The 17,677-nt window shown below is 62.6% G+C and carries 9 protein-coding genes and 3 rRNA genes; 11 read left to right on the top strand and 1 reads right to left on the bottom strand.

Annotation, left to right across the window (positions count from 1 at the left end; all coding sequences use genetic code 11):
• Positions 1-26: 26 nt before the first annotated feature.
• Complete coding sequence (locus EDD41_RS02470; protein ID WP_094765163.1) at positions 27-1,556, bottom strand: helix-turn-helix domain-containing protein; 1,530 nt, start codon at positions 1,554-1,556, stop codon at positions 27-29.
• 213 nt (positions 1,557-1,769) lie between these two features.
• On the opposite strand from EDD41_RS02470, the gene EDD41_RS02465 reads away from it, so the two are divergent.
• The 11 genes from EDD41_RS02465 (at position 1,770) to rrf (ending at position 17,611) form a co-directional block, all read left to right on the top strand.
• Complete coding sequence (locus EDD41_RS02465; protein ID WP_211336560.1) at positions 1,770-3,266, top strand: alkaline phosphatase; 1,497 nt, start codon at positions 1,770-1,772, stop codon at positions 3,264-3,266.
• A 79-nt stretch (positions 3,267-3,345) separates the two neighbouring features.
• Complete coding sequence (locus EDD41_RS02460; protein WP_170165202.1) at positions 3,346-3,903, top strand: hypothetical protein; 558 nt, start codon at positions 3,346-3,348, stop codon at positions 3,901-3,903.
• A 28-nt stretch (positions 3,904-3,931) separates the two neighbouring features.
• Complete coding sequence (lpdA, locus tag EDD41_RS02455; protein WP_123574831.1) at positions 3,932-5,332, top strand: dihydrolipoyl dehydrogenase; 1,401 nt, start codon at positions 3,932-3,934, stop codon at positions 5,330-5,332.
• 174 nt (positions 5,333-5,506) lie between these two features.
• Complete coding sequence (locus EDD41_RS02450) at positions 5,507-6,472, top strand: hypothetical protein (RefSeq protein ID WP_123574830.1); 966 nt, start codon at positions 5,507-5,509, stop codon at positions 6,470-6,472.
• Positions 6,473-6,557: 85 nt separating this feature from the next.
• Entirely contained in the window at positions 6,558-7,139 is a 582-nt protein-coding gene (locus EDD41_RS02445; RefSeq protein ID WP_123574829.1) for an HhH-GPD-type base excision DNA repair protein, read from the top strand.
• Entirely contained in the window at positions 7,136-8,488 is a 1,353-nt protein-coding gene (locus EDD41_RS02440) for an NUDIX domain-containing protein (RefSeq protein ID WP_123574828.1), read from the top strand. Before EDD41_RS02445 ends, EDD41_RS02440 begins: the two co-directional genes overlap by 4 nt.
• Positions 8,488-9,666, top strand: a complete 1,179-nt coding sequence (locus tag EDD41_RS02435) for a phosphatase domain-containing protein (protein ID WP_123574827.1) — start codon at positions 8,488-8,490, stop codon at positions 9,664-9,666. The genes EDD41_RS02440 and EDD41_RS02435 overlap by 1 nt, the downstream gene beginning before the upstream one ends.
• Entirely contained in the window at positions 9,663-11,900 is a 2,238-nt protein-coding gene (locus EDD41_RS02430; RefSeq protein WP_123574826.1) for a glycoside hydrolase family 3 N-terminal domain-containing protein, read from the top strand. Before EDD41_RS02435 ends, EDD41_RS02430 begins: the two co-directional genes overlap by 4 nt.
• Positions 11,901-12,475: 575 nt before the next feature.
• A 16S ribosomal RNA gene (locus tag EDD41_RS02425) occupies positions 12,476-13,992 on the top strand.
• 328 nt (positions 13,993-14,320) lie between these two features.
• Positions 14,321-17,421: ribosomal RNA gene (locus EDD41_RS02420) — 23S ribosomal RNA — on the top strand.
• Between the two features lie 73 nt (positions 17,422-17,494).
• Positions 17,495-17,611: ribosomal RNA gene (rrf, locus tag EDD41_RS02415) — 5S ribosomal RNA — on the top strand.
• The 16S, 23S and 5S rRNA genes sit together here, the layout of an rRNA operon.
• The last annotated feature ends 66 nt before the right edge of the window (positions 17,612-17,677 follow it).

The raw sequence follows: 17,677 nt of genomic DNA, 5'->3' as shown, positions 1-17,677 counted from the left end.
TCACTCCGAGCCACCACCTGCACAGGTCACTCGTGGAAGACCTCGATGGTGGCACCGAGCTTGCTGAGCCGCATCGGCAGGTCCTCGTAGCCACGGTTGATCACGTAGACATCGCGCAGCACGGTCTCGCCGCGGGCGGCCAGTGCGGCCAACAGCAGGCAGACGGCCGGGCGCAGCGCCGGCGGGCAGACCAGGTCCCGGCCGCGCCAGCGGGTCGGGCCGACCACGATCAAGCGGTGCGGGTCCAGCAGCTGCACATTCGCACCGAGCTTGTTCAGTTCGAGCAGGTGGATGGCCCGGTTCTCGTAGACCCAGTCATGGATCAGCGACTGGCCCTCGGCGACGGCCGCGATCACGGCGAAGAAGGGCAGGTTGTCGATGTTGAGACCGGGGAAGGGCAGCGGGTGGATCTTGTCCGCCGCGGCGCGCAGCGTCGACGGGTGGACGGTGATGTCCACCAGGCGGGTGTAGCCATTGCTGCTGGTGTACTCGTCGGTCATCGAGTACTGCAGGCCCATCTCCTCGAGCACGGCGAGCTCGATCTCGAGGAACTCGATCGGGCAGCGAGTGATCGTCAGCTCGCTGTCGGTGACGATGGCCGCGGTCAGCAGGCTCATCGCCTCGATGGGGTCCTCGCTGATGTGGTACTCCACATCGGTGTCGATCCGGTCGACGCCGGTGATGCGCAGCGTGGTGGTGCCAATGCCCTCGATGGTGACGCCCAGCATCTGCAGGAAGACGCACACGTCCTGGACCATGTAGTTGGACGAGGCATTGCGCAGCACGGTGACCCCCGGGGTCTGCGCGGCGGCCAGCAAGGCATTCTCGGTGACGGTGTCGCCGCGCTCGGTGAGCGTGATCTGCCGCACCTCCTTCACCTTCGAGGAATCCGTGTGGGCCTTGTAGAAGCCCTCGGTGGCCTCGACCTCCAGGCCGAAGGGACGCAGCACCTGCAGGTGGGGCTCGATGGTGCGGGCGCCCAGGTTGCAGCCGCCGGCATAGGGAAGGCTGAAGTCCGGGTACTGGTGCAGCAGCGGGCCCATGAACATGATGATGCTGCGGGTGCGGCGGGCCGCGGCAACGTCCATGGCCTCGAGGTCCAGCACGTCCGGGCGACGCAGCGTCAGGTCGGTGTGGTCGTCATTCCAGGTGGCCTCGACGCCGATGCTGGTGAGCACCTCGAGCAGGCGGTTCACCTCCTCGATCCGGGCGATGCCACGCAGCACGGTCTTGCCACGGTTGATCAGCGAGCCGCAGAGCAGGGCGACGGCAGCATTCTTGCTGGAGCGCACCTCGATGGAGCCGGAGAGCTTGGCGCCACCCTGGATCCGGAAGTTCATGGTGCCGCTGCTCGCGGGCGTGATGAGTGGCGATTCGAGGGCCTCGGCGATCCGGTTGATCATCTCGAGGCTCAGGTTCTGGTTGCCGGCCTCGATCCGGTGGACGGCGCTCTGCGACGTGTTCAGCACGTCGGCGAGCTGGTGCTGCGTGAGTCCACGCTGCTTGCGCGCGTCACGGATCAGTCGGCCGATGGAGGCAGGAGTTGTCTCAGTCACGCTTTTCAGGATAACTCACAGTTGAGATAATGGTCGAATGGGGGGCGTGTCGTGGGGTGGCTATGACGCCTGTCTCGCCTCCTGCTGTTCACTTTGCGGTCAACTACAAGCCGTCGTTCGGGGGGCTGTGTCCCCTAGCGTCGTGGTGCGCGCGGTTCCCCTCGGGTTGAGGGCTCCGCGGAGCCAACCACTCCCATCGAGACAGGCATCATCATGAACAAGTCCTTCCGTCTGGCCGCGGCAGCCGTGGCCCTGGCCTCCATCGTCGGCGCCGGCATGGCCGGTGTCGCTGAGGCCCGGCGTGGCAACGACCGCGAGATTCGCAATGTCATCTACCTGCTGGGCGACGGTATGGGCCGCACCCACGTCACCGCCGCCCGCGAGCGCTACTACGGCGCCGACGGCAAGCTGGTGATGGAGACCCTGCCGAATGTCGGCCAGAACCGCACGTACTCCGTCGAGCCCGGCTCCGGCCAGCCCGGCGAGCCCGACTTCCTGCCCAACTACGTGACCGACTCGGCCTCCGCCGCGACGGCCTGGACCACCGGGTACAAGACCTACAACGCCGCCCTCGCCGTCGACGCCAAGGGCGAGTCCCACGCCACCGTGATGGAGCTGGCCAAGAAGGCCGGCTACCGCACCGGCAATGTCTCCACCGCGGAGATCACCGACGCCACCCCGGCGGGCCAGATGAGCCACGTGCTCATGCGCGGCTGCCAAGGTCCGGACTATTCCGCCAAGGCCTGCCAGAACACCGAGGTCACCGGCAAGGAACTGCCCACCACGGACGTGCGCGTGACCCCGGTCGCGGACCAGATCGCCCGCAATGGCACCGCCGACGTCATCATGGGCGGCGGCCTGGGTCGCTTTGATGCCGCCGACGAGCAGGCACTGAAGGACCAGGGCTACACCGTCCTGGGCTCGCCGGCCGCGCAGCGGGTGGCCACCGAGTCCGACCTGAACCGGGTCAAGGCCAAGAAGCGTCAGCAGAACAAGGTCTTCGCCTTGTACAACAAGGGCAACCTGACCATCGAGAAGTCCAAGCGCGAGAATCCCTCTTCTGCCGAGGCCAAGGAGCCGACCGTCGCGGACATGACCCGCAAGTCGATCGAGCTGCTGAACACCCAGAAGGGCAAGAAGGGCTTCTACCTGCAGGTGGAGGGCGCCCTGATCGACAAGCGTTCGCACGCCAATGACGCCGCCCAGACCCTCGAGGAGACCAAGGCCTTCGACGAGGCCGTCCGTGTTGCCCTGGACTTCGCCAAGAAGGACAAGCACACGATGGTGATCGTGACCGCTGACCACGAGTGCGCCGGCTTCAACATCATCGAGAAGGGCACGTACACCAATGCCGAGGCCGTGACGCCGCCGACCAACGTGGACTCGGGCAATACCGCCAACAACTCGGTGCCCTCGCGCGCCAAGAGCGGCAAGCTGGATCCCAAGCGTTCCTCGGGCATTGTCAACGGCGATGGCATCAATGACCCGGCCAACTTCGGCCCGGCCACCTTCCGCACCCCCGATGACGCCGCCGGCGTCAAGGACGGCTCCCCGGAGGCCAGCCTCTGGCTGAGCTACCTGTCGGGCAACCACACCGGTGCCGACGTGCCTGTCTACGGCTACGGCCCGGGTTCGCAGAAGGTTGCCGGTTCCATCGAGAACACCGACCTGTTCGACATCGTCGGCCAGGCCCTGAAGGTCACCCGCTGACCCCGGTCACCACCTGCCAGACCGCGACGTGCGCGACGCCATCGGCGTCGCGCACGTCGCACACATCACGAAGGACCCCATGAACCACCCGCCAGCTCGTTCCTCCCACTTCCTGTCGGCCCTCGCGGTCGCCCTGCTGACGCTTCCACTCGCGGGCTGCGGCGCCGGAGAACCTGACACCCCACCTGAGCCGTCGTCGGCCATCGCCAGCAGCTTCCCGGGGCTCGCCGCGGCCAGTGGGGACCCGACGCCGTCGTCGATGGTGACCCTCAACCCCGCGGCCGGCTCCGTGGAACAGGCTGCTGGCCCCTTCGACAATCGGTTCACCTTCAAGGACCTGCGGCTGTCCCGGGATGCGGTGAGGGGAACGGTGACGGTCACCAGCGACATCTCCGAGTTGCTGGAACTGCAGGTCGTCGCGGGCTTCCACGACTCCTCGGGCAAGCTCCTGGGCACGGCCCGGTTCACGCATCACCTCGACGGTACGCATGACCACGGCGGTGGCGAGAGCGAGGCCGCGGCCACCCCCGGCGTGGAGCACTTCCACTCGGAGGAGTTCACGATCAAGGTCCCTGAGGAGCTGCGGTCCCGGGTGGTTTCTGCCAGTGTTTCCGTTCCCGTCCTGGTCAATGAATGACCGGGCTGATGTGCAATAGAGTGGGAGCATGAGCTCTCATTTTGACGTCGTTGTCCTTGGTGCTGGCCCCGGTGGCTATGTCGCCGCCATCCGCGCGGCCCAGCTCGGCAAGAAGGTTGCCATCATCGAGAAGGAGTACTGGGGCGGTGTCTGCCTCAACGTGGGCTGCATCCCCACCAAGTCGCTGCTGCGCAATGCCGAGATCGTGCACATCGTGACCAAGGAGGCCGACAAGTTCGGGCTCACTGGCGAGATGTCGGCCGACTACGGCAAGGCCTTCTCCCGCTCCCGTCAGGTCAGCGACCGGATGGTCAACGGCATCCACTTCCTGATGAAGAAGAACAAGATCCAGGAGTTCTCGGGCTGGGGCACCTTCACGGACGCGAAGACCATCAGCGTCGCCAAGGAGGGCGGTGCGACGGAGGATGTCACCTTCGACGCCTGCATCATCGCTGTCGGCGCCACCACCAAGCTGCTGCCCGGCACCCAGGTCAGCCAGAATGTGGTCACCTACAAGGAGCAGATCCTTGCGGACAACCTGCCGAAGAGCATCATCATCGGCGGCTCCGGTGCCATCGGCACCGAGTTCGCCTATGTCCTCAACAGCTACGGGGTCGACGTGACCATCGTCGAGTTCCTGGACCGTCAGGTGCCCGCCGAGGACAAGGAGATCTCCGCGGAGCTGCAGAAGGCCTACAAGAAGCTCGGCATCAAGGTGCTCACCTCCACTGCGGTGAAGGGTGTCGAGGACACCGGCGCCGGTGTCAAGGTCACCATTGCTCCCGCCAAGGGTGGCGACGAGCAGGTGCTCGAGGCCGACAAGTTCCTGCAGGCGATGGGCTTCGCACCTCGCACCGAGGGCTTCGGTCTGGACAAGACCGGCGTGCAGCTCACCGATCGCGGCGCCATCGCCGTCGACGACAACCTGCGCACCAATGTCGAGGGCATCTACGCCATCGGCGACTGCACGGGCAAGATGATGCTCGCGCACGTGGCCGAGGCCCAGGGTGTCGTCGCCGCCGAGACGATCGCAGGAGCCGAGACCTTCCCGGTGAACTACGACTTCATCCCGCGCGCCACCTACTGCCAGCCGCAGATCGGCTCCATGGGTTACACGGAGCAGCAGGCCAAGGACAAGGGCTTTGAGGTCAAGGTCGGCAAGTTCCCCTTCACTGCCAACGGCAAGGCCTGGGGCATGGGCGAGGCGGTGGGCTTCGTCAAGCTCGTGGCCGACGCCAAGACCAATGAGATCCTCGGCGCCCACATGATTGGCCCCGAGGTCACCGAACTGCTCCCGCAGTTCGTCCTGGCCCAGCAGTACGACCTGCGCGCCGACGAGATCGGACGCACCGTGCACGCCCACCCGACCCTGTCGGAGGCCATGAAGGAAGCCGCCGAGGGCGTCGTCGGCCACATGATCAACTTCTGATCCGACGCACGAGGTCGGCCCGACGTCAGCCGAGCCAGCTGGTCGTTGGCCGAGCGATCTCAAGGGGTCCCGTGGAGCGCTGCTCCACGGGGCCCCTCGTCGTGGTGGGGAGACGCAGGGAATCCGACGGCGACAAGTGGTGAATTTCCTACGCACTCCGATAGCGTTCCTGTCATGCGCCTTCCCCATGCACACAGAAGTCTCGCCGCTTTCCTCGTCCTGTCGGCCACGCTGACCGCTGGTTGCAGCGGGCAGGGCCAGAGCGGGCCCGACGTCGCTGGCCCCGAGACGACGGTGGGAAGCGCAGCGAGCGCAACGCCCTCGCCCACACCCACACCGGCCCCGGAGCTGCCGCGCGGTGGGCGGGCCGTCTTCCCGGCCTACCGCCTGTTCGGCTATTCCGGGGCGCCCGGGGCCGAGGGACAAGGAAGGCTCGGCATCGGAGCCCTTGACGAGCGCATGGTGGAGATGGAGAAGCGCGCGCAGCCCTACGCGAAGGGCCGCAAGATCATGCCGGTCATGGAACTGATCGCCACCACCGTGCATGGTTCCGCTGGCAAGGACGGCATGTACCGCAGTCGGATCGACGACGCCGTGATCCAGGAGTGGCTGACCACGGCCCGCAAGCACAAGGCCATGTTGTTGCTGAACATCCAGCCGGGACGCGCCAGCTTCCCCGACGAGATCAAGGCCTATGAGAAGTGGCTCAAGGAGCCGGATGTCGGCCTGGCCCTGGACCCCGAGTGGCGGATGGGCCCGGGAGAGGTGCCGATGAAGACCTTCGGTCATGTGAAGGCAGCGGAGCTCAACGAGTGTGCCCAGTGGGTCTCGGAACTGGTCGCGAAGCACAACCTGCCGCAGAAGGTGATGCTCTACCACCAGCTCAACGAGGGCGTGGTGGTCAACGAGCCCACTCTTGTGCCGGCCAAGGGCGTCGTGATGATCAAGTCGGTGGACGGGATCGGCTCCCCGGGGGCGAAGGTGGACACTTGGAAGCGCGTGGTGGCCAAGAAGCCCACTTTCGTGCACGGAGGTTTCAAGCTCTTCTACCAGGAGGACGTGGAGACCGGGGGGCGGCTCATGACGCCCGCCGAGGTGATGGCCCTCAAGCCCACCCCGGAGTACATCCTGTTCGAATGAGCTCTGCCACCGTTCGAGCGACTCGCCCGTCTGTACCGGTGAACTCTCCCGCTTGCCGAGTTGGTCGAGGCCCTAGGCTGGCGCCATGACGGACTTCTACCTCACCGGAGATCCGGCCGCCGATGACCTGCTGGCAACCAATGACGACGCGCTCCTGTTGGGCATGTGCCTCGACCAGCAGATCCCGATGGAGAAGGCCTTCACTGGTCCCGCCGTGATCGCGGAGCGAATGGGTGGCAGTGTGGATGTGGCCGCCATCGCCGCGATGCCCGAGGAGGACTTCGTCGAAGTGTGTGCCCGCAAGCCTGCCGTGCACCGCTTTCCGGGATCGATGGGTGCTCGGGTTCACCAGCTGTGCACGGTGCTGGTCGATGAGTACGACGGGCGGGCAGCAGCGGTCTGGGAGCAGGGTGGTGGCCCGCAGGTGCTGAAGCGGCTCAAGAAGCTCCCCGGCTTCGGTGACCAGAAGGCGAGGATCTTCCTGGCTCTGCTGGGCAAGCGGCGAGGGCTGACCGCTGAGGGGTGGCGCGAGGCCGCGGGTGACTATGGACTGGACGGCTTCCGCTCGGTGGCCGACATCACCGATGCCGAGTCCCTGCTGCGCGTGCGGGAGACGAAGAAGGCCGCCAAGTCGCTGGCGAGGCAGGCCAAGCAGGAACTGGCATGACCGCCGCCCGCCGGCTTGTCGTGGCCGCCGTCATCGAGCACGAGGGGCGGATTCTGGCGGCCCAGCGTGCCACACCGACGGAGTTGGCGGGGCTGTGGGAGTTTCCCGGCGGAAAGGTGGAGGCCGGGGAATCGGCCCGCGAAGCCCTGGTCCGGGAGATCCGCGAGGAACTGGGATGCGAGGTACGGGTGGGGGCCGAGGTGCTGCACCCCGACGGACTGTGGCCGATCAACGAGCGCCTGGGCATGAGGGTCTTCCACGTCAGCTGCGCGGACGCGCTGCCCGCCGTCGGTTCCGAGCACCGGGCAGTGCGCTGGTGTCTTCCGGACGAGCTGCCGGGCCTGGACTGGTTGCCCGCTGAGATTGCGGTTGCCGCACGGCTGGCCGAGCCAGCGGGGCACGCGAACAGCGGTATACCCCGGTCCCCGGTTGCGATCCTCAACCCGGTGGCCAAGGGCTATCCCAGGGCCGTGGAACTGCTCTCGGCCGGGGCCGCGAGGCGAGGGTGGCCGATGCCGGTGGTCCTAGAGACCTCGCGGCAGGACTTCGGAGGGGGTCAGGCCGAGTCGGCCTTGTCCATGGGCGCAGATCTGGTCATCGTCGGGGGTGGTGATGGCACCGTGCGGGCCGTGGCGGAGAGGCTGCGCGGCACCGGTGTGGAGATGGCCATCATCCCGCTGGGCACGGCCAACATCTTCGCCCGCAACCTGGGGCTGTCTCCGCGCCGCCTTGAGGCGGCGGTCGAGGTGGCGATGGATGCCTCGGGGCGCCCACTGGACCTGGGCGTGGCACGCTTCAGGACCGCCGCGGTGCCGACGCAGGCATCTCGCGACCACCTCTTCCTGGTGCTCGCGGGGCTGGGCCACGATGCCGAGACGGTGCTGGCGACGCGGCCGGACCTCAAGCGACGTCTGGGCTGGGCCGCCTACTTCGAGTCCGGAGTGCGCCACCTGGTACGGCCTCCGGTGCGGATGATGATCGCCGTCGACGGACGTCCGGCTCACGCCCGGGCGGTGTGGAGCTTCCTGGTGGGCAATGCGGGGCGCATTCCACTGGGGATCGAGATCTTCCCCGAAGCTCGTCTCGACGACGGGCTGCTGCGCACCATGGAAGCGCGCGTCACGCACCTGTGGCAATGGATCCCGGTGGCCTGGGCGGGGCTTCGTCGTCGCGCCGACAGTCCTGTGCTGGTGCACGGGGTGGCGCGACGCCTGGTGATCGAGCCTGAGGAACCGACGGCCCTGCAACTCGACGGCGACGTCTTTGGCCCGGTGGTGCACCTCGAGATCGACGTGGACCCGCGGGCCCTGATGGTGCGCTGCCCCGAATCGCTGCGAAAGGACATCTGATGAGTGCGGAACTGGGCCTGGTGCGTGAACTGCTGGCGCATTCCACGGGGGAGGACGAGGAGGGGCGCCTGCTGGCGCTGCTCCGGGCCCTTGACACGGAGGAGCTCAATGAGCTGCTCGACGACCACACGGCGGATCGCCTGCTCGGTGCCCTTGACAACCATCTGCTGGGGCCCCGGAACCGCGATGCCGTGATCGACCTGGTGGCCGTCCAGCGGGCCGGCGAACTGGACCTGCACTCCCGGGCCGCGGTGATTTACGGCCTGCAGACCGGACGCACCGGCCACCGGGGCGAGGAGGCTATCGCGGGTCTGGTCTGCGCCGTCGAGGGCGCGGAACTCACCCACCTGAAGAACATCGTCAACCTGCGCAGCGACCACCATGACCTGGAAGGCCTGGTCTTCAAGGACCTTGATGACCGCGACATCCGCCAACGGGTGCTTGATCACATCCACGCGCAGGCGCAAGGAATGCCGGTCACCGAGGCGAAAGTGCTCTCGGACATCGATGACACCGTCTTCTGCAAGCTGCATGACCACCGCTATCCCCGGGGAACCCTCTACCCCGGTGTCCTGGCCTTCCAGGAGGCCCTGGACATGGGGCCGGACGATGATCCGCTGAGCATCGGGGACCTCACCTTTGTCACGGCGCGGCCGATGGACTTCTTCGGACTGGTGGAGAACCACTCGCGGGAGAGCCTCAAGAAGGCAGGCGTGGCGGACCTGTCGGTGATGTCCGGCAGCCCGTTCAGTCTGCTGAGCCTGGACACGATGGCCGGCAAGAAGCTGGAGAACATCGCCCACCATGTGCAGCTCTATCCGGAGTACCGCATGACCTTCATGGGAGATTCGGGTCAGGGTGACGTGCAGGTGGGGGAGCGGCTGTGGCAGGAGTTCCCCGAGGCGATGGACGCCGTCTTCATCCACGACGTGGTGGACACCGGGATCCAGGCGCGACGCGAGCATGCCGAACACCGGGTCTGGTTCCATGACACCTATGTGGGGGCCGCCGCGAAGGCCCTCGAACTGGGGCTGATCTCGCGTACGCGCTGGAAGCATGTCGTCGATGAGGCCGCTCAGGCACTGGAGGAGATCGTCTGGGATTCCGGTGAGCAGGAGGCGGCAATGCGTGCCCTGTTCGAGCGGGACTTGGCCGACGGGGCTGGAATGGCCTCATGAGTGCAGCTTTGCCCTATCTCGACGCCAGCCTGTCCGTCGACGCGCGTGTCAGAGACCTGTTGGGCCGGATGAGCTTGGCGGAGAAGGTGGGGCAGATGCTCCAGCTCGACGCGCAGACGGACCTCGAGGACATCGTCCTGCACCGTCATGCGGGATCCATCCTCCACACGGCACCGGAGCGCCTGGCCCGCGCCCATGCCCTGGTGGCACGCTCTCGTCTGCAGATCCCGCTGCTGGTTGCCGATGACTGCATCCACGGTCACTCCTTCTGGCCAGGGGCGACGATTCTCCCGTCGCAGCTGGCCATGGCCTGCACGTGGAATCCCACCTTGGTGGAGCAGGGAGCACGCATGACGGCGCGCGAGGTGGCACCCACGGGCATCCACTGGACCTTCAGTCCGGTTCTCTGCATCGCTCGTGACCTGCGCTGGGGACGAGTGGACGAGACCTTCGGAGAGGACCCGCACCTCTTGGGGGAACTGGGCGTGGCGATGGTTCGGGGCTACCAGGGCGAGGGCCTGGGTGATCCCACGGCGATCCTGGCCTGCGCGAAGCACTTCGCCGGCTACTCCGAGACCATCGGTGGGCGGGATGCCTCCGAGGCAGACATCTCACGACGCAAGCTGCGCTCCTGGTTCCTGCCGCCCTTCGAGCGAGTGGCTCGGGCGGGTGCCCGTTCCTTCATGCTCGGATACGAATCGATCGATGGGGTTCCGATCACGGCGAATGACTGGCTGCTCAACGAGGTGTTGCGCGGTGAGTGGGGCTTCGAGGGCACGCTGGTGACGGACTGGAACAATGTGGGTTCCTTGATGACGGCCCAGCGCATTGCTGCGGACATCACCGAGGCCGCGGCCATGGCGATCCGCTGTGGCAATGACTTCGTGATGACCACTCCGGACTTCTTCGAGGGCGCGCAGGAGGCGGTTCACCGTGGTCTGGTCAGCATGCAGCAGGTGGACGAGGCAGTGGGGCGCATCCTGCGCCTCAAGATGGACATGGGGCTCTTCGAGGATCCTCGCCATCCCCATGTCGAGCGCCAGCGGGAGGTGATCGGCTGCGCAGCCCACCGCGAGGTGGCCTTGGAGCAGGCCCGCCGATCCTTGGTGCTGTTGCGCAATGACGGAACGTTGCCGCTCTCCCCGCAGGCTTCCACTCGCCGTGTCGCGGTCCTGGGCCCCAATGCCGATGACGTCCAGGCCCAGCTCGGCGACTGGGCTGCCGCCTCGGGACAGGTGGAATGGATGCGCGAGTACATGCCGCGTGACCTGGTCTCCACGGTCCTCACGGGCCTGCGGGGGATTGTCCCGGAGGGCTGGGTGGTGGATCACGAACGCGGCGCCTTGATCGGGGAGGGCGCGAAACTCGTCGGCTACGAGGATGATCAGCCCGTGTGGAGCCCCTTCGTTGCGGCCCCGGTTGATGACGAAGAGGTGGAGCGTGCCGTCGAGTTGGCTCGTGGAAGCGATATCGCCGTCGTGGTGGTCGGTGACAATGTCGACCTGACGGGTGAAGGCAAGTCGACGGCAACACTGGAACTGCAGGGCGGGCAGGTGGCCCTGCTCGACGCCGTCGCTGCGACGGGCACGCCGATGGTGGTGGTCGTGGTCTCGGGCAAGCCCTTGGCGCTGCCGGCCAGCGCGCTGAACGCCGCCGCGCTGGTGCAGGCCTTCAACCCGGGCATGGAGGGTGGACGCGCCGTGGCCGAACTGCTCCTGGGCAGGATCGAACCCTCGGGCCGGCTTCCGATCACGATTCCCTTCCACGTCGGCCAGCAACCCGTTCACTACAACCAGGTGCGGGGCCAGCATGGAAGCCGATATGCAGACCTCACACAGGACCCTGCCTTCGTCTTTGGGGAGGGACTCGGTTACACCAGCTTTGCCTTCCGATCGCTGGAGGTCCTGAAAGATCATGTGGGCGTGGACGATGAGCTGAGGGCAATGGTGACGGTGACCAATACCGGCAGCCGCCCTGGACGCGAGACTGTTCAGGTCTACCTCCACGATGTGGTGACCTCCGCGACGTGGGCCGGCAAGGAGCTCAAGCACTTCTGTCAGGTCGACCTCTACCCCGGGGAATCACGCAGGATCGAGCTCCTCATGCCGGTTCATGAGTGTTCGATCGTGGACGCCGCGGGTGCCCGACGCGTGGAGCCGGGGGAGTTCCGGCTGCTGGTGGGGCACAGCTCCCGGGCACAGGACCTTGTCAGCGCCACCTTCTGGGTGGAATGACGGCACTTCCAAGTTGGGTCTTGCGCCGAAGGATCTGGCTGTGTATGCTGATCCAGCTCTCGAAACAAGGGACTTCGGTCCTGAGGAACGATGGGCTGGCGAAGTCGCCGTCCACCCAACTTCTTGAGTGTGGCGGCTGCATTACCAGAGCGGTATTGGAAAGCAGCCCGGTTTGCATCACAGGTGCCGGACGGGTAATGTTCTCCAAGCTGCTTCAAGCAGTAAATCGGAGGGAAATTCCGAAAGGAATTGAATTCCAATCAGGCGGAAAGCGAATTTGAAAATCGCTGGAAACCTGATAAAGTATTTGAAGTCGCCAAGCGGATGGTTGTTAGGCCTGAAGCGCGGATCGTGCCCGAATCTTGAGAACTCAACAGCGTGTCTAAAGTCAATGCCAAGTTTTACCCGTGGCCATTGCTTTCGGATCTCTCCTTTGTGGGGGGTTTGTGGTGGTGGTTATGGTTTCTTTGAGTATGATTATTGATTGGAATGCCAGTTTTGGTGTTTTTTTGTCAGTGGTTGGATTCATTGTTGATTGACGACGTTGCCATCCTTGTGGTGGTTGTCGATATTTTTCAACGGAGAGTTTGATCCTGGCTCAGGACGAACGCTGGCGGCGTGCTTAACACATGCAAGTCGAACGGTAAGGCCCTTCGGGGTACACGAGTGGCGAACGGGTGAGTAACACGTGAGTAACCTGCCCCAGTCTCTGGGATAACCGCCGGAAACGGCGGCTAATACTGGATATTCAGCGTCTGCCGCATGGTGGGTGTTGGAAAGCTCCGGCGGATTGGGATGGGCTCGCGGCCTATCAGCTTGTTGGTGAGGTAGTGGCTCACCAAGGCTTCGACGGGTAGCCGGCCTGAGAGGGCGACCGGCCACATTGGGACTGAGATACGGCCCAAACTCCTACGGGAGGCAGCAGTGGGGAATATTGCACAATGGGCGGAAGCCTGATGCAGCAACGCCGCGTGCGGGATGACGGCCTTCGGGTTGTAAACCGCTTTCAACGCAGACGAAGCGAAAGTGACGGTATGCGTAGAAGAAGCACCGGCCAACTACGTGCCAGCAGCCGCGGTGATACGTAGGGTGCGAGCGTTGTCCGGAATTATTGGGCGTAAAGAGCTTGTAGGCGGTTTGTTGCGTCAGAAGTGAAATCTCAGTGCTTAACACTGAGCGTGCTTCTGATACGGGCAGACTAGAGGAAGTTAGGGGAGAACGGAATTCCTGGTGGAGCGGTGGAATGCGCAGATATCAGGAGGAACACCGGTGGCGAAGGCGGTTCTCTGGGACTTTCCTGACGCTGAGAAGCGAAAGCGTGGGGAGCAAACAGGCTTAGATACCCTGGTAGTCCACGCCGTAAACGGTGGGTACTAGGTGTGGGTCACATTCCACGTGATCCGTGCCGCAGCTAACGCATTAAGTACCCCGCCTGGGGAGTACGGCCGCAAGGCTAAAACTCAAAGGAATTGACGGGGCCCCGCACAAGCGGCGGAGCATGCGGATTAATTCGATGCAACGCGAAGAACCTTACCTGGGTTTGACATATGCCGGAAACATTCAGAGATGGATGCCCCTTTTTGGTCGGTATACAGGTGGTGCATGGCTGTCGTCAGCTCGTGTCGTGAGATGTTGGGTTAAGTCCCGCAACGAGCGCAACCCTCGTCCAATGTTGCCAGCACGTAATGGTGGGGACTCATTGGAGACCGCCGGGGTCAACTCGGAGGAAGGTGGGGATGACGTCAAGTCATCATGCCCCTTATGTCCAGGGCTTCACGCATGCTACAATGGCCGGTACAAAGGGCTGCGAACCTGCAAGGGTGAGCGAATCCCAAAAAGCCGGTCTCAGTTCGGATTGGGGTCTGCAACTCGACCCCATGAAGTCGGAGTCGCTAGTAATCGCAGATCAGCAACGCTGCGGTGAATACGTTCCCGGGGCTTGTACACACCGCCCGTCAAGTCATGAAAGTCGGTAACACCCGAAGCCAGTGGCCCAACCGTGAGGAGGGAGCTGTCGAAGGTGGGACTGGTGATTAGGACTAAGTCGTAACAAGGTAGCCGTACCGGAAGGTGCGGCTGGATCACCTCCTTTCTAAGGAGCTTTGAACAGCTGCTTTTGTGGTTGTCATTCACCTGGTTCCGTGGCGTTCGTTCACGGCCAGTGTGGCTCTGGATTGTGGAACATTGACTGAGGCATCATCGGATGCTGGTTTTCGTGAGTACAGCCCCTGTTGTGGGGGAGTGGAAAGTGGGGATTGGTGGATGGTGGTGTGACACGCTGTTGGGTCCTGAAGGGTCGGTCATGTTGGTGACGCCTTCTTGTCGAGCCATGGATTGAGATCGGGTTTTGCCTGGTTGATGTTGTGGTGTCGCCCGTATTTTGAGAACTACACAGTGGACGCGAGCATCTTTGTAGAATTTTACAAGCTACTAAGTGCGATCGGTGGATGCCTAGGCACCAAGAGCCGATGAAGGACGTTGTAACCTGCGATAAGCCATGGGGAGCTGGTAAACGAGCTGTGATCCGTGGATTTCCGAATAGGGAAACCTTGAAATTACCGGAGTCATGTCCGGCAACCTCTACCTGAATGTATAGGGTAGTTGGAGGGAACGTGGGGAAGTGAAACATCTCAGTACCCACAGGAAGAGAAAACAACCGTGATTCCGTGAGTAGTGGCGAGCGAAAGCGGAAGAGGCCAAACCGTGTGTGTGTGATAGCTGACAGGCGTTGCACATGCGGTGTTGTGGGGCCACTCTGACAGTACTGTCATTCTGTCGACAAGTAAAAAATGATCAATGAAGGCGAACCAGTTGGGAAGCTGGACCAGAGCGGGTGATAGTCCCGTAGTCGTAAGTTGTTCACTTGTGAGTGTCACCCCAAGTAGTGCGGAACCCCTGAAATTCCGCATGAATCTGGCGGGACCACCCGCTAAGCCTAAATACTCCTTGGTGACCGATAGCGGACAAGTACCGTGAGGGAAAGGTGAAAAGTACCCCGGGAGGGGAGTGAAATAGTACCTGAAACCGATCGCATACAATCCGTCGGAGCCCTTTGGGGTGACGGCGTGCCTTTTGAAGAATGAGCCTGCGAGTTAGTGGTGTGTGGCGAGGTTAACCCGTGTGGGGAAGCCGTAGCGAAAGCGAGTCCGAACAGGGCGTTTGAGTCGCACGCTCTAGACCCGAAGCGTAGTGATCTATCCATGGCCAGGTTGAAGCGACGGTAAGACGTCGTGGAGGACCGAACCCACTTGGGTTGAAAACCGAGGGGATGAGCTGTGGATAGGGGTGAAAGGCCAATCAAACTACGTGATAGCTGGTTCTCCCCGAAATGCATTTAGGTGCAGCGTCGCGTGTTTCTTTCCGGAGGTAGAGCACTGGATGGTCTAGGGGGCCCACAAGCTTACCGAAATCAGCCAAACTCCGAATGCCGGAAAGTGAGAGCGCGGCAGTGAGACTGCGGGCGATAAGGTTCGTAGTCGAGAGGGAAACAGCCCAGATCATCAGCTAAGGTCCCTAAGCGATAACTAAGTGGAAAAGGATGTGGAGTTGCGCAGACAACCAGGAGGTTGGCTTGGAAGCAGCCATCCTTGAAAGAGTGCGTAATAGCTCACTGGTCAAGTGATTCCGCGCCGACAATTTAGCGGGGCTCAAGTTATCCACCGAAGCTATGGCATTCACATATTAACCTCCTTACGGCAGGTGTGTGGATGGGTAGGGGAGCGTCGTGTGCACGGTGAAGCGGCGGGGTGACCCAGTCGTGGAGAGCACACGAGTGAGAATGCAGGCATGAGTAGCGAATGACGGGTGAGAAACCCGTCCGCCGAATATCCAAGGGTTCCAGGGTCAAGCTAATCTGCCCTGGGTAAGTCGGGACCTAAGGCGAGGCCGACAGGCGTAGTCGATGGACAACCAGTTGATATTCTGGTACCGGCGAAACAACGTCCATGCTGAATCATTTGATGCTAAGCACGCGAGTGTGTCTGGATCCTTCGGGTGATGGTCACATGAGTCTGTGAACCAATGATGTAGTAGGCAAGCTGCGGAGGGACGCAAGAAGGTAGCTCATCCCGGGCGATGGTTGTCCCGGGTCAAGTGTGTAGGGCGAGACGTAGGCAAATCCGCGTTTCATCAAGCCTGAGACATGATGGGGAGACCAACTTTGGTTGGTTGAGTGAGTGATCCTATGTTGCCTAGAAAAGCTTCGTGAGCGAGTTGTGAGCCGCCCGTACCCTAAACCGACACAGGTGGATAGGTAGAGAATACCAAGGCGATCGAGAGAATCATGGTGAAGGAACTCGGCAAAATACCCCCGTAACTTCGGGATAAGGGGGACCTGACACGTCCAGGCACTTGCTGCTGACGGCGTTGAGGGTCGCAGAGACCAGGCCCAAGCGACTGTTTACTAAAAACACAGGTCCGTGCCAACTTGAAAGAGGACGTATACGGACTGACTCCTGCCCGGTGCTGGAAGGTTAAGGGGAACTGTTAGACGCAAGTCGAAGCGGTGAACTTAAGCCCCAGTAAACGGCGGTGGTAACTATAACCATCCTAAGGTAGCGAAATTCCTTGTCGGGTAAGTTCCGACCTGCACGAATGGAGTAACGACTTGGGCGCTGTCTCCACCATGAACTCGGCGAAATTGCATTACGAGTAAAGATGCTCGTTACGCGCAGTAGGACGGAAAGACCCCGGGACCTTTACTATAGTTTGGTATTGGTGTTCGGTACAGCTTGTGTAGGATAGGTGGGAGACTTTGAAGCGGCCACGCCAGTGGTTGTGGAGTCAACGTTGAAATACCACTCTGGCTGTTCTGGATATCTAACCTAGGACCATGATCTGGTTCAGGGACAGTGCCTGATGGGTAGTTTGACTGGGGCGGTCGCCTCCCAAAAGGTAACGGAGGCGCCCAAAGGTTCCCTCAGCCTGGTTGGCAATCAGGTTTTGAGTGTAAGTGCACAAGGGAGCTTGACTGTGAGACCGACAGGTCGAGCAGGGACGAAAGTCGGGACTAGTGATCTGACGGTGGCATGTGGACGCGCCGTCACTCAACGGATAAAAGGTACCCCGGGGATAACAGGCTGATCTTGCCCGAGCGCTCACAGCGACGGCATGGTTTGGCACCTCGATGTCGGCTCGTCGCATCCTGGGGCTGGAGTCGGTCCCAAGGGTTGGGCTGTTCGCCCATTAAAGCGGCACGCGAGCTGGGTTTAGAACGTCGTGAGACAGTTCGGTCCCTATCCACTGCGCGCGTAGGAATCTTGAGAAGAGCTGTCCTTAGTACGAGAGGACCGGGACGGACTAACCTCTGGTGTGCCAGTTGTTCTGCCAAGAGCACGGCTGGTTGGCTACGTTGGGAAGTGATAACCGCTGAAAGCATCTAAGCGGGAAGCACGCTTCAAGATGAGGGTTCCCACAGAATAATCTGGTAAGGCCCCCTGTAGACCACGGGGTGATAGGTCGGATGTGGAAGCACAGCAATGTGTGGAGCTGACCGATACTAATAGGCCGAGGGCTTGTATTTCTACAAAGGTGTTACGCGTCCACTGTGTGGTTCCCGAAATATGGTCGGGAATCGACTGATATTTCCATAGTGTTTCGGTGGTCATGTCAAAAGGGAAACACCCGGTCCCATTCCGAACCCGGAAGTTAAGCCTTTTAGAGCCGATGGTACTGCAGGGGGGACTCTGTGGGAGACTAGGACACCGCCGGACTTACAAACACCCCCTGGGTGATCAGCAATGATCAACCCAGGGGGTGTTTTCACATGCCCGGACACG

The organism is Luteococcus japonicus (assembly GCF_003752415.1).
In the GTDB taxonomy this organism is placed as follows: domain Bacteria; phylum Actinomycetota; class Actinomycetes; order Propionibacteriales; family Propionibacteriaceae; genus Luteococcus; species Luteococcus japonicus.
The sequence above is the reverse complement of the archived record's forward strand: the minus strand, read 5'-3'. Positions and strand labels throughout refer to the sequence as shown.

Coding starts and splice junctions, on each gene's coding strand:
- EDD41_RS02465 (WP_211336560.1), top strand. CDS start 1,770: ATGAACAAGTCCTTCCGTCTGGCCGCGGCAGCCGTGGCCCTGGCCTCC.
- EDD41_RS02460 (WP_170165202.1), top strand. CDS start 3,346: ATGAACCACCCGCCAGCTCGTTCCTCCCACTTCCTGTCGGCCCTCGCG.
- lpdA (WP_123574831.1), top strand. CDS start 3,932: ATGAGCTCTCATTTTGACGTCGTTGTCCTTGGTGCTGGCCCCGGTGGC.
- EDD41_RS02450 (WP_123574830.1), top strand. CDS start 5,507: ATGCGCCTTCCCCATGCACACAGAAGTCTCGCCGCTTTCCTCGTCCTG.
- EDD41_RS02445 (WP_123574829.1), top strand. CDS start 6,558: ATGACGGACTTCTACCTCACCGGAGATCCGGCCGCCGATGACCTGCTG.
- EDD41_RS02440 (WP_123574828.1), top strand. CDS start 7,136: ATGACCGCCGCCCGCCGGCTTGTCGTGGCCGCCGTCATCGAGCACGAG.
- EDD41_RS02435 (WP_123574827.1), top strand. CDS start 8,488: ATGAGTGCGGAACTGGGCCTGGTGCGTGAACTGCTGGCGCATTCCACG.
- EDD41_RS02430 (WP_123574826.1), top strand. CDS start 9,663: ATGAGTGCAGCTTTGCCCTATCTCGACGCCAGCCTGTCCGTCGACGCG.